Raw genomic sequence first — 12,730 nt, 5'->3', positions numbered from 1 at the left:
TGTTATGATCCGATCTATCTACCCCATCATTATTGAGAAAGTGGCAGAATTAAGGAACTTCTTTTGTCAAACCATGAAATTAAAGATCGATTCCGTGGCTTCCTACCGATTGTTATCGACGTTGAAACCGCAGGCTTTAATCAAAAAACCGATGCATTACTAGAAATTGCGGCCTGTATCCTTCGTATGGATGAAAATGGTGAGCTATATACCCATGAAACCTTGTCATTTTTAGTCAAACCTTTCGAAGGGGCGAATCTAGAAAAAGCAGCGCTGGATTTCACTGGTATTGACCCATATGACCCTAACAGAGCGCATATTGAAGAAAGTGACGCGCTAACGCAAATTTTCTCCAAAGTACGTAAAGAATTAAAATCAGCAGGCTGTAAACGTGCCATTCTTGTTGGCCACAATGCTGCCTTTGACCATGGTTTTTTAAACGCCGCTATTGAACGGGCACAAATAAAACGCAATCCATTCCACCCATTTTCCAGCTTTGATACCGCCAGCTTAGCAGGCTTAATCTTTGGACAAACGGTGCTGGCAAAGGCCTGTGAAGTCGCCTCTATTCCCTTTAGCAATGCAGAAGCGCACTCTGCCAAATACGACACAGAAAAAACTGCTGAGCTGTTTTGTGAAATGGTAAATCGATTAAAGCGTCTAGGTGGCTGGCCATTGAAAACATCAGAAGCTGACAGCTCCATGGAGGACATCTTTAATGCAGGAAAATAGCAAGACGACAAAATAGTCATTCAGAAAATAATATCGCCCTCAAAAAGCCAGCTAAACTAGAGAAAATATGGCAAAGTTTATCTGTTCGTCTCTTTATTTCGCAGGACTTTTTTGGGCTGGCTATCTTTGCAAGCAAGGTTAAAATAACACATTCATTACCACTCAATGTCACGGATCAGTCTATGCAGGGGAAACGAATTGCTTTACTTATCTTGGGTTGGCTGTCATTGATTACAGGCATTATCGGTATATTTTTGCCTTTACTCCCTACCACCCCTCTGGTACTTCTCGCGGCATGGTGTTTTTCTAAATCCTCCGAACGCTTCCATAATTGGCTGATGAACCATAAATACTTCGGCCCGATGGTTCGTGATTGGCAATCAGGTAAAGGCATCCCAAGAAAAGCGCGTAACCGAGCTATTATTCTGATGTGGATGGGGATGGGGATTTCTATGATTATTATCGGTCGTCTTTGGGCGACCATTTCTCTTATTTGTATTGGCGTCGCGGTATGCACTTACCTATTACGCCTGCCAGTACGACCAGAACAACCAGATGACACATCGATTTAACTCCTCAAGGTAGAGAATATGGCGCTTAGCAACATCACCAAAAGACCGTTACGCAATCTGTTTATTATTCCCAGCCTAACCCTTATTGGGATAATTTTTATTGTCTGGCTAATTACGCCGTTTGTAGCAAGACATTATTTACAAGAATACTTTCAGTCACAAGGCGAAAACGCTTCACTACAACACCTTCGTGTCCACTTTTTTCCGCCAAGAGTGACCATAAAAGACTTAACCATCACTAAAGAAAAACAGGATACCTTAACCCTTAAAGAACTGGATTTAGGAGTCAATATTTCCCCTCTACTTTCTGGCACTATCCAGGTTTCTCACGCCAAAATTGATGGACTGACCCTGTCGGTTAAACAACAACAAAACGACTGGATCATTGCAGGTATCAACCTTGCTCAATACCAATCTAAGACGGCACAAGAGCCGACAAACAATACACCCAAAACAGAAAAAAACAGCACGCCTTGGTCAATCAAAGTCCCACAGTTTTCGTTCGTTAATAGCCATATCAACTTAAGCCGACAGCTAGATGCCAGCACACCCGTACAGCAAGACACTATCTCAATCAATAAGTTATCGATTAACGATTTGATAGGGAAAGGCATGGACTGGCAAGGTTCCGTCCAACTAAACACAGACATTAATACCGCCAAGATTGATCTTGCTAGTCAGTTTCATTACACACCAATAAAAGGCCAAGCAAGTCTAACGATTCAGGATACCTTACTTCCACTGCAAGCCTTCGCCCACTTTATTCCAGCCCCTTATCAAACAGGTAAGGGGAATATCGGCCTGAAAGGAACTCTGACTGCCAGCCTGCAAAAAAATGATGGTACAACATCGTATCAGTTTAATAATTCTGCGCTCACAGTTAGCCTTAAAGCATTGGATTTCCAACTGCCAGAACAAAATCATGTCTCTCTGGATTCCAGTACTTTAGCGCTATCAAACCTATCCGCCTCTTATGACTCACAAAACAACATCAGTGCAAAAGGCAATGTGGATATTCAAGTGAATGGATTAACAACCAAACTAAAAGATAAGCAAAGTGCCAGTGTCGCCCAGCTATCCGTTAACACGCCTTTCGATGTAACACAGCACGACCAAACACTCACCGCCAATACACCACAGGCCAACATCAACCTTCATCAATTAACATTGGCGCTCTCTTCTCTTGCCTTGACGAATGAGCAAAGCACCTTGGCTCTTAGTCAGTTACAGTTGAGCAAATCCACTACTGATGCGCTTCAGCTCTCAGTAAAAAGTCAGCTAGACAGTCACAACCTAAGCGCAGAACAAGCGGATATAAAAACCCACTACGACACTCTCAGCCTGACGAATACCAGTTCGTTCTCACAAACACCGAGCAAGGGTATAAAAGTCAATAATAACGATATAAAACTGGCATTAGCTGGTCTCACGGCTCAACAAAAAAATAAAGCGGATGTCTCACTAGGACAACTGCATATTACGGCGAATACCCTGAACCTAGACCTTAACGACCAACAAACACCCCATGTAATAAGCACAGACCTAAACCTGATGACTCAAGCCTTTGATGCGAAGTTATCAGACACAAAACGAGCGGCATCATGGCAAGATGCTTCACTCTCTCACGTTAACCTTAACCAGCAAGGTAACAACTTTAACGTCTCTCTTAATAAGTTGAACATTCAAAAACTTATCGTTTCTGAGCCTCTTGTGCCTAAAACAAATCAGCCCGCCTCTCCAGCCCTTGCTACCATTGATGATGTGTCTATTGATCAAATCCATGCAAACCAAGATGGCATTCGCATCAAACAGATCGATACCAAAGGAGTTAAAGGCAACTTGCTATTAGACAGCAAAAAACGCATTGAAAACTTGGTATTTGTCGACACCAACGAACAGCAAGCACCCTCAGAAAAAGCCAAACCAATCGACGTACCGAAACAACAAGACATCGCCACACAACAGAGTTCAACCAACGCTTCTGCAAACACCGCATTTAAAGCCCCTTATTATGTGATCTTAAATGCTTACAACATGACAGGTAAGTCTAGCTTATATATTCAAGACAAGAGTATTGATCCCGCTCTAAAGCGCACGCTAACCATTGAAAAGTTTGCTATTCGCAACCTCAACACTAAGGATAAAGAGCAAAAAGCCACTTTAGATTTCCAAGCTAGAAATGACAAATACTCCACTCTTTCTGGTGAACTGACGATACTTCCTCTCGCCAAAAAACTCACCATGTCGTCACACTTAGTGGTTAGCCAAGCCGAGTTACCGCCTTACTCTCCTTATATCGCGAATGTTTTGGGTTACCAAATTGATTCTGGTCAATTGAATCTAAACCTTAAATTGACCTCGAAAGAAGGTGTTATCAGTGGCACAAGTCATATTGTACTAAAACAATTTGACCTTGGAGGGACATACAAAAGCAGCTCAGTGATCAAAACTGGAGTAATTCCTCTGAACATTGCAGTTAGCGCATTAAAAGACGGAAACGGTAATATTAATCTCGATATTCCCCTCTCCGGTAACATAGATAACCCTCAGTTCGGATGGGGAGATCTCCTCGTTTTGCCAATCAAGAAGGCCTTATTTAAAGCGTCCACTAATTATTTACTGCAAACCTTTGTGCCTTATGCGAATGTCATTTCAATTGCGCAGTTCGCAGGTGAACAGTTGTTAAAAATTCGCGTAGAGCCTTTGAAATTTCAGGCGAAACAAACCGACCTTTCGGCAGATCAAGAAACTTTTTTAAAACAATTAACAGATCTTATGAAAAACAAAGAAGACAGTGAGCTGAGAGCCTGTGGTGTAGCAAGCTATCAGGATTTAGGCCTAGAAAAGCCACCAGTCACCATAAGTGATGCAGCCCGTCAAACTGCCAATGCGATAGCAATAAAAAGAGCACAGAGCCTAAAAAATTACCTAGTGAACCAAAAGATTGACTCCTCTCGAATTTTTATCTGCGCGCCTGAAGTTGATCTTACCCGTGGTAGCACGCCACGCATCGATTTAAACTTTTAATCCAATTGCCGCCAGCTCATCGCGAACTGGCGGCAAGTTAAACGACAAAAGAATCAGTTACCTCGCCATAATCCTTATTAACCAATATGGGGGTATCTGCTCACACATGCGCCGTCAGCGATTAGTAAAAGCCTCTTCAAAATGCCTAAAAGCCAAGTAATAAATGCGCAATGCCTTGTGATGATGAATTCAATGCGCCATAACTTTACTAATGCGTTTTTTAAAAAACGTGATCGGTATCAAGACATCAAACTCGCAAATAACCTAGCCTAATGATTAGAGAGTGAAAAAAGGAAAATAATATGCCTATCGAAAATCATAATTTAGCCCTTGAGTTACCAGAATTTAAAGACGACATTCATAGTCTTAAAATGACGGATGACCACTTTAAAAAGCTATCGGATGAATACCACTACCTGACGAACGAAATCAAAAAAATGGAGCAGGAAATTCTTCTCGTTTCAACGGAAGAAGAAGAGACCTTTAAAAAGCGTCGCTTGCAACTTAAAGACACCTTGGTTGATTATCTAAAACAGTCTCAGACTGCTAACCAGACAAGCCAAGTGCAACTTTAATTCCATGAAGGCGTAATGAGGCAGAGGACTGAGCGGATCTGATCATTGCGCCTTTACTATTCCGACTTGCTCTTCTAGCAACCTTCCAAAAATATTCTTGATGAACAATGCTTTACGAGCTTTGTCTCTTTAATCCTCGCTTTTTCATCCAATAACAACCAATCCACAAAACCTTTTGGTATATTAAAACAACTCAATATTGCAAATGATTATCATAATCACTATCATATTCCTTCCATTTTTTTGACCCTTGGTTTTGTTATGAAGCTCAACCCCTTTCTGATCGCAATGCAAGCTTGTGGTGCGCTTGCTTTTTCTACCAATACCCTTGCCGACACAACAGACACAAACGTAAAACTAGACACAATGGATGTGAAAGGACGCGCTTTGTCCTACTATAAAGACGACGAAACAACCTTCGCCACACGTACTGAAACCCCTATAGACAAAACACCACAGTCCGTGCAAGTGGTGACTCACACCATGATAGAGGATCAAGCTGCACGGCAAATAACCGATTTGTATCGCTCAATATCAGGATTATCACAAAACAACGTTTCTACTGTTACCCTACGCGGCTTCAGCCAAGACGAGATCCTCTACGATGGATTGAAAGGCGATCCTTATGGGGATTTTTCAATTCCTCAACTTTTCACCATTGATCAGATTCAGGTCTTAAAAGGGCCATCTGGTGCCCTGTATGGCGCGGGAGAACCTGGCGGTGTGATTAACTATGTCACCAAGAAACCAACCTATGATCCGCGCAACACGATCCAAGCCACGGTGGGCAACAAAGACTTTCTAAGCGGTAGTGTAGAATCCTCTGGTCCACTTAACAAAGAGGCTTCAAAACGCTACCGAGTGGGAATTTATTCGGATGGACAACATTCATACCGCAATAATGTGAAAGAACAAAACCGTATTATCGATCTTGGCTATGCGTGGGATATTAACGATAACGACACACTGACCACTCAATATACAAATATTCACCAGAACATAAACGGCGCTCGCTTACGCGGGATTCCAACGGATAATAATGGCAACTTCCTAGCGCCAATTTCTTGGAACGATAACGAAAAAACAGACTATCAAGAGCTTAACGCACAAGTCTTTCAAACTAAGCTCGACCACACCATTAATTCATGGTTGGATAGTAATCTCGCCGTTCGCTACTTCGAAAATACCGAGACTCAGAAATATCACGAAATAAACAAACTGCTTGATACGAATGGTGATGGCATTCCCGATACCAGTAAACGTCAATACCGAGACCAAGTTCGTAAACGCAAAGGCATCACCTTAGCAGGTAATTTAATCGCGGAGCTTGGCAAGCATACTGTGCTAGTAGGAAGTGAGTATTACCACGAAAAGAACCGTTTTACCTACTCAAGGGCAACCGGTCCAGCCGATGGCGTCTCTAATTTAAGTCTTATCCACCCTGTTTATGGAAAAGACAATACCAACAATTACATCATGCACGAGCATACCAACGAAGACACCACGTCTGACCAACTTGGTCTGTATGCACAAGACCAATGGGCAATCACCAACAAACTGGAGCTCACATCGGGTGTGCGTATTGACCGGATTAAGCAAGCCTATCATGACCATCTAAAGGACTCTTCGACCGACTATTACGACACAGGCTACTCGACACGCATTGGCGCCACCTACAAGATCAATAAACATCTCAAACCCTATACGTCCTTCTCAACAGGCTTTGTTCCACAGGATGCAGAGAACCAACAAACCAGTGTAGGCGGACCTTTCGACCCAGAAGAAAGTCGACAAATAGAAGTGGGAATGCGCAGCTATTGGTTGAATAATCGACTGAATGTAAATCTGGCGACTTACCATATTATTCGCAAGAACATTCTCCAAGAAGACCCAAACGACACCGATAAAAAAGTTGCTTTTGGCAAAGTAAGAAGCCAAGGGGTGGAACTAGATATTATGGCCGATATCACCTCGCGCTGGGTCGCGAATATCAACTACGCCTATAACGACACCATTGTCGAAAAAGCGTTTAATGGTATCCAATATGCCAATGGCAAACGCTTTGCCAATACACCACATAACCAGCTTGGCGTTTGGACACGATATGACTTTCCACACATTCGTTCATCCATTGGATTGGGAGCTGATTATGTCAGCCAGCAAATCAATCGCCAAGGGCAAAAAGTCAAACCCTACACGGTATACGACGCCTCATGGCAGACCCATTGGGAAAAGTGGAAATTTCAGCTGAACATCAAAAATCTGTTCGATAAAAAATACGCCGTGAGTGGTTTTACCAAAACCATCGGCTCGTTCGTGGGTGAACGCCGTCGCGTTTATCTAAGCGCCACTTACGATTTCTGATTTGTCTTAACAAAATAATCAAGACCACAAAAAAAGGGTGATATCCAATAATAGATAATCACCCTTTTTATAAAGTCGACCTGTTGGTTAAATAAACGTCAAATAGCAGATAAAGGATGAATACTCCTTGAGCCATCGGAGCCGATAAAGACTTCACAATGCACACCGTAACTGTTCGCAATTTGTTCTGCCGTCAGCACTTCATGGGTATCACCAAATGCCGAAACTTTACCTGACTCAAGAATCATCGTTTGATCAGCAAAACGATGGGCCAAATTCAAATCATGCAACACCATAAGAGTGGTGATATTTTGCTCTTGAGTATAATCACGAACCGTTTGTAAAAGCTGTAACTGGTTCGCTAAATCCAACGCCGATGTAGGCTCATCCAGCAACAGCAATCTTGGTTTACGAATCAGCGCTAAGGCTAAGGCGACCATTTGTCTTTGACCACCTGACATCTCATTCAGCATACGCTCGCTTAAATGTGCTAGTCCAAGCATGTTGAGCATTTCTTGTGCTAAAACAAGACTTTCAGGTGACGCACGTAACTGCATGTTTTGACTATTCTGAGCCAATAACAATAACTCAAACACACTCAAACGCACATTGCTACTAGAGAAGTCTTGGGCCACATAACCAATAATCCGACTGCGCTCCTTTTGCGTCATATCATTAAGGCTCACACCTTCTAATTGAATGTCTCCTTTGGCTTTTACTAGCCCCGCTAACCCTTTTACCAACGTCGATTTTCCAGCCCCATTGCGCCCTAACAAGGCCAAAGATTGCCCTGTGGTTAATTCAAAACTCACTGGTTTTAGAATATCAACTCTACCAATCCGTACAGACAATTCATTAACATTAAGCATTATCGTCTCCCCATACTACGGCCGAATACCAACCAAACAAAAAATGGTACGCCCAACAAGGAAGTCACCATACCAATTGGTAAAATAACGCCTGGTATCAACATCTTACTGACGATGGAAGATAAGGTCATAATTAAAGCGCCAACAATCATTGTCATCAATTGCGCAAAACGTTGATCCTCACCAACCAGCATACGGGCCACATGTGGCGCCACCAGTCCAATAAAGCCAACGACCCCAATCGTCGCCGTAATAGCACTTGCTAACAACGCGGAAAAAGTCAATAACAACATACGAAGGCGTGCCACTGAAATCCCTAACACTTGGGCTTGCTCACCAAAGCCTCGTAGTGCCGAAATTTGCCAAGACAATAAAAGTAAGATGGGAACAACCAGCACAATAATCACTGCATTGATCCCCACTTGTGTCCAGGTACTTTTCTGCAAAGACCCCATCATCCAAAAGACCAAAGACTGGAGTTGATCCACATTCGCAACATATTGCGCCAAGCCCAGTAGCGCCGAAAAGATGAAATGCACGGCAATCCCCAGCATCACGATCATCTCAACTGACAATCCCTTGCGAGCCGCAAAAATGCCAATAAACAACACAGTCACTAGAGAGAAAATAAAGGCATTCGCCGTCAGTAAATAATCAACAGGAAGAAAGCTCACTAAAGACGTTTGGAAGACAATAACCAATGCTGCACCAAAACCTGCAGCAGAAGAAATGCCTAAAGTAAAGGGCTCTGCCAATGGATTATCCAGCACAGTTTGCATTAACGAACCCGCAATCGCTAAACCAATACCGGATAATACCGCCGTGATGGTTACAGGCATACGCAAATCCCACATCACCACATGCACCATGGGAGAGGCCTGATCTGGATGAAACACACCATTAAGCGCCACATGCCAAGGTAACGTCCCTGAACCACATAATAAATCGGTTATAACGGCAAGAACCGTTAAGATAAAGAAAACAACAATCAACAGTAATTTACGACGCACATCATTTTTGTAAACGTGCGCGCTGGGCGCTTGGCCCAGCGTTTGTGAAACAGTATTCATTAGGAAAAATTATTCCTTGGCATGAGCAAATAACGTTAAATTTTTATCACTCTTAATATCAGTAAAGCGTGTCAAAATCGTTTGATAGGTCTGTGTTGGATTGAGATTTTTAAACTCTTTTGGATAAAAGTCTTTTGCTAACCCTTCGACTCCAACAATATTATAAGGATGGTTGTAAAATTGGTGATAGGCACCATAAATTCGATGGCTCTTATAAGCCGATAGTTGTTTGAAACCTGGGCGAGATAATAAACGATCAAAGGCTTCCTGAACTTGCTTTGACGTCACATCATACCCCAAAGGAAGAGCAATGGATTTACTACGTCCTGGCCACTGAGATCCTGTCATCACATACACATCGGGCTTCATTTCTAGCACTTTTTCCATCGCCACTACGCCCGTTGGCCCTTTTAACACTTCAGAGCCTAAGTTATTACCCCCAGCGGCTTCCACTAAATCTGCCCAACCAAAGTTGTTATGCGTAAAACAACAATCATTTGGCCCTTTGACGCCCGCATGGGCTTCTATAAACACATTAGGACGTTTGCCTCCTTGCTTTGCTACAGCGGCTTTCACCCCATCGTCTACGATTTTAAGCTGCTGCTGGTAAAAGTTGAAGTACGCATCACCATTCTGTTCTTTATTCAACACTTTACCCAATAGTTTGACGCTGGCAGGAGCATCCTTAATCGGGTTCTCAGCGGTATCAACAAACAAAACTGGGATGTTTAATTTAGCCAAGGTTTTAATCACCCCGCCTTGCTCTAAAGCCGGTTTAGAACGCAACTCTGCGACTAACAAATCAGGTTGATGGGTTAAGACTTCTTCTAAGTTTAACTGGCCACTATCGCCAAAGTTCATATCCAAGATTTTTTTAGCGCTTGGCCACTGTGTGGCTAGTCGATGCCAAAGCCCCGAATCACTTTTCTTGATAATATTATTCCAAGCAACAACGCGTTTAAATGGATTCTTTTTATCCAATACCGCCAGCATCAACACATCTCTACCATCTTGTAACACAATATGTTTTGGCTCTGATTTAATCGTCACATGGCGCCCCGCCATATCAGTGACAGTCATCGGATACGTCGCCGCATAAACGCCCAACGAAAAGAACCCCATGAAAAGAAAAACAAAGCGCGACGCCAAATAACGCATAAACAACCCCTGTTAAAAAACCTAAGAACGGAATACAAGTAAATGAATATTGTATTGTTTAGTAAAGAGCAATGTAAACAAAAAACATTCTCATTCAACATCTGTTCTCAAATTATCCTCAGACAAAGGATGTATTCACTTCTTTCAAACAAAATATTGACGATTACCGTACATATATAGAGTCATTATGCTGCCACCGTCATTCTGATAGAGTTCTGAGGTAAAAATCTGTCGTATCATGTTTTGGATTTGGAGAGTCGTAGTGCCAGCCAAACTTTGCATAATGAAGCAACGCTCGTTGATTCGTGCGGCTAACAGACAACAAACAATACTGGCATCCTTTCTCCATCAAGCGACGAGCAATAAAACGCTCTAATTCGCCAGCCAAACCCAGTCCACGATACTCTTCAACCAAATAGATCAGATGAAGATAGCCGGTTTCTTTACGGGACGAGAAACAACGAAACTCAAGCTGACCAATGATTCTACCGCCATACCAAAGATGAAAATAAAACCAGTCAGGGTGATGGATTCGTTCTAGCAAGCGCTCTTTATAGCCGTCTATCAACGTCTCGAAGCCTTGATAAGTGGCAAAACTACAGAAATAAGCATCTTTACGAAACTCGCAACACGTCTCATAGTCTGTTTCCACATCGATAAAACGATATTCAATGTTCATTAGCGCCCTCCGTTAGAGTCTTTAGCCAATCATAGAAAGCCTGCGCTTGTTGTGTTAACTGTTGCGGTGCTAAGGCAAGATAACAATGTCCTGATGGGACAAAGCCAAATGGCGCAACCAGGTGGCCTCTTTTTAAATCATCCATAACCAATGGGTAAGAGCCAATCGCCGCCCCCAAACCATCTGCCGCAGCTTGCAAGCAAAAATAAAAATGCTCATAAGTGTGTTGCGGACTGCTTGAAAAATTAGCAAACATCGCCTTATCTGATGCTTGGCAGGCCAACCAATCCTGCCAAGCATCAGGGCGGGTTTTACTGTGTAAGTAAACAACTTGGCTCATCGTCTCTTGTACACTCGACCAATAGGCAGAAGAAAAAACGGGGCCAACACATTCCTCCAACAAAGGTAACTTGAGACTGGGAACCGACATCACAAAATCTTCTCGGCGAATGGCCAGATCAATTCCTTGAGTGACAAAATCAACAGGACCACCCGCCGTGGATAAACGCACCTCAATGTCTGGGTGTGACTCATGGAACTGGGCAAGACGAGGCATCAACCAACGCATCGTCAAAGTTGGCTCACACGATACCGTTAGCACATTGTCTATTTTGGGCATTAAGGCTGCCGTTCCCTGTTCCAACGCTTGAAACGCTTGTTGGGTAAAGCCTTTTAACACCCGCCCTTGCTCGGTCAAGCGAACATGACGCCCCTGCTTATAAAACAAAGCCTGCCCTAAATAGGTTTCAAGAACCTTAATCTGTTTGCTCACTGCTCCATGTGTAATACAAAGCTTGTTTGCCGCCTCAGTGTAACTCGACGACGAGGCAGCAACGTGAAAAATATGGAACGCTTTTAAGTGTCGCATTAGTGATTTTTTCTCACAAATTGAAGGAGGAAATATCGATTATAAAGAGTGACAGCATGACATACCATGTCAAGTATCACAGCAATTCATTAGGAGAAAATCATGTTTGAGGAAAACATCACTTGGTTGAGTTTAGGGCTGTTAGGCATAATCATTGTTATTAGTCCAGGGGCAGACTTTGTATTAGTTGTTAAAAATAGCCTATCCCATGGACGACGTGCCGGTGTTTGGACTGCCATTGGCATCGGCCTCGCCATCAGTATTCACATTACTTATTCATTAATGGGAATACGTTACTTGATCTCACACAATGCATGGCTATATCCTATTATCCAATACGCTGGTGCAGCCTACTTAATCTATCTTGGCATAAAAGAGATGTTCTTCTCCAAGAAAAGGCCTTCTGAGGTACAAGGGACCATTAGACCAGTTTCCATGTCTTTTTTTCATCATGCTCTTCAAGGCTTTCTTTGCAATGCTCTCAACCCAAAAACCATGCTATTTTTCCTGAGCATTTTTAGTCAGGTCGTGGCCCCAGAAGGTGACCCCAATTTAGCGGCTTACCTTTACGGTGCCTATATGATTCTATTGCATGCCCTTTGGTTTGCCTTAGTCGCTTGCATTATCACCTCACCTCGCCTGCAAAACTACCTAGCCTCAATGAAAACTCGCCTTAATCAAATCTGTGGTGTCAGCTTATTCCTCTTTGGTTTGGCGCTTATTTTTCGCAGCTGATCCAGACGAAGCCACAAAATAGCCTTTATTTGCGCATTCTTTTGTGATGAATACAGGTAGGCTTGGTATTGAATAAACAGG

The 12,730-nt window shown here is 42.9% G+C and carries 11 protein-coding genes; 6 read left to right on the top strand and 5 right to left on the bottom strand.

Annotated features, from left to right (window positions below; genetic code table 11):
* The first annotated feature begins 63 nt into the window (after positions 1–63).
* From rnt to JHD45_RS04440, 5 genes are all read left to right on the top strand, one after another.
* Positions 64–732, top strand: coding sequence for a ribonuclease T (gene rnt, locus JHD45_RS04460; RefSeq protein WP_199475236.1), 669 nt, complete (start codon positions 64–66; stop codon positions 730–732).
* Positions 733–914: 182 nt separating this feature from the next.
* Positions 915–1,304, top strand: a complete 390-nt coding sequence (locus JHD45_RS04455) for a YbaN family protein (protein ID WP_199475235.1) — start codon at positions 915–917, stop codon at positions 1,302–1,304.
* Between the two features lie 18 nt (positions 1,305–1,322).
* Positions 1,323–4,331 (top strand): DUF748 domain-containing protein, encoded by a 3,009-nt coding sequence (locus JHD45_RS04450; RefSeq protein ID WP_199475233.1) that lies wholly within the window; start codon positions 1,323–1,325, stop codon positions 4,329–4,331.
* A 302-nt stretch (positions 4,332–4,633) separates the two neighbouring features.
* Positions 4,634–4,906 carry a YdcH family protein gene (locus JHD45_RS04445; protein WP_199475231.1) on the top strand — a complete coding sequence of 91 codons (273 nt, stop codon included), beginning with the start codon at positions 4,634–4,636 and terminating at the stop codon, positions 4,904–4,906.
* A 261-nt stretch (positions 4,907–5,167) separates the two neighbouring features.
* Complete coding sequence (locus JHD45_RS04440; protein WP_199475229.1) at positions 5,168–7,270, top strand: TonB-dependent siderophore receptor; 2,103 nt, start codon at positions 5,168–5,170, stop codon at positions 7,268–7,270.
* A 98-nt stretch (positions 7,271–7,368) separates the two neighbouring features.
* Here the strand turns inward: JHD45_RS04440 and JHD45_RS04435 are convergent, their stop codons facing one another.
* The 5 genes from JHD45_RS04435 to JHD45_RS04415 all read right to left on the bottom strand — a co-directional run bounded on the left by JHD45_RS04435 (position 7,369) and on the right by JHD45_RS04415 (position 11,914).
* Positions 7,369–8,139 (bottom strand): ABC transporter ATP-binding protein, encoded by a 771-nt coding sequence (locus JHD45_RS04435; RefSeq protein WP_199475227.1) that lies wholly within the window; start codon positions 8,137–8,139, stop codon positions 7,369–7,371.
* On the bottom strand, positions 8,139–9,209 hold the full coding sequence (locus JHD45_RS04430) for a FecCD family ABC transporter permease (RefSeq protein WP_199475226.1): 1,071 nt from the start codon (positions 9,207–9,209) through the stop codon (positions 8,139–8,141). The genes JHD45_RS04435 and JHD45_RS04430 overlap by 1 nt, the downstream gene beginning before the upstream one ends.
* A gap of 9 nt (positions 9,210–9,218) precedes the next feature.
* Positions 9,219–10,367: an ABC transporter substrate-binding protein gene (locus JHD45_RS04425; RefSeq protein ID WP_199475224.1), complete on the bottom strand. Its 1,149-nt coding sequence runs from the start codon at positions 10,365–10,367 to the stop codon at positions 9,219–9,221.
* A 199-nt stretch (positions 10,368–10,566) separates the two neighbouring features.
* Positions 10,567–11,046: a GNAT family N-acetyltransferase gene (locus JHD45_RS04420; RefSeq protein WP_199475222.1), complete on the bottom strand. Its 480-nt coding sequence runs from the start codon at positions 11,044–11,046 to the stop codon at positions 10,567–10,569.
* On the bottom strand, positions 11,036–11,914 hold the full coding sequence (locus tag JHD45_RS04415) for a LysR substrate-binding domain-containing protein (protein ID WP_199475220.1): 879 nt from the start codon (positions 11,912–11,914) through the stop codon (positions 11,036–11,038). Before JHD45_RS04415 ends, JHD45_RS04420 begins: the two co-directional genes overlap by 11 nt.
* 102 nt (positions 11,915–12,016) lie before the next feature.
* Between JHD45_RS04415 and JHD45_RS04410 the strand changes: the two genes are divergently transcribed.
* A complete protein-coding gene (locus tag JHD45_RS04410; protein WP_199475218.1) occupies positions 12,017–12,649 on the top strand; it encodes a LysE family translocator in 633 nt (210 codons plus the stop codon).
* Positions 12,650–12,730: the final 81 nt, after the last annotated feature.

Origin of the sequence: Marinomonas spartinae (genome assembly GCF_016461715.1) — a bacterium.
Classification (GTDB): Bacteria; Pseudomonadota; Gammaproteobacteria; order Pseudomonadales; family Marinomonadaceae; genus Marinomonas; species Marinomonas spartinae_A.
The sequence above is the reverse complement of the archived record's forward strand: the minus strand, read 5'-3'. Positions and strand labels throughout refer to the sequence as shown.

Excerpts from the sequence above, each read along its gene's own strand:
- JHD45_RS04455 (WP_199475235.1), top strand. The coding sequence starts at position 915 with ATGCAGGGGAAACGAATTGCTTTACTTATCTTGGGTTGGCTGTCATTG.
- JHD45_RS04450 (WP_199475233.1), top strand. The coding sequence starts at position 1,323 with ATGGCGCTTAGCAACATCACCAAAAGACCGTTACGCAATCTGTTTATT.
- JHD45_RS04445 (WP_199475231.1), top strand. The coding sequence starts at position 4,634 with ATGCCTATCGAAAATCATAATTTAGCCCTTGAGTTACCAGAATTTAAA.
- JHD45_RS04440 (WP_199475229.1), top strand. The coding sequence starts at position 5,168 with ATGAAGCTCAACCCCTTTCTGATCGCAATGCAAGCTTGTGGTGCGCTT.
- JHD45_RS04435 (WP_199475227.1), bottom strand. The coding sequence starts at position 8,139 with ATGCTTAATGTTAATGAATTGTCTGTACGGATTGGTAGAGTTGATATT.
- JHD45_RS04430 (WP_199475226.1), bottom strand. The coding sequence starts at position 9,209 with ATGAATACTGTTTCACAAACGCTGGGCCAAGCGCCCAGCGCGCACGTT.
- JHD45_RS04425 (WP_199475224.1), bottom strand. The coding sequence starts at position 10,367 with ATGCGTTATTTGGCGTCGCGCTTTGTTTTTCTTTTCATGGGGTTCTTT.
- JHD45_RS04420 (WP_199475222.1), bottom strand. The coding sequence starts at position 11,046 with ATGAACATTGAATATCGTTTTATCGATGTGGAAACAGACTATGAGACG.
- JHD45_RS04415 (WP_199475220.1), bottom strand. The coding sequence starts at position 11,914 with ATGCGACACTTAAAAGCGTTCCATATTTTTCACGTTGCTGCCTCGTCG.
- JHD45_RS04410 (WP_199475218.1), top strand. The coding sequence starts at position 12,017 with ATGTTTGAGGAAAACATCACTTGGTTGAGTTTAGGGCTGTTAGGCATA.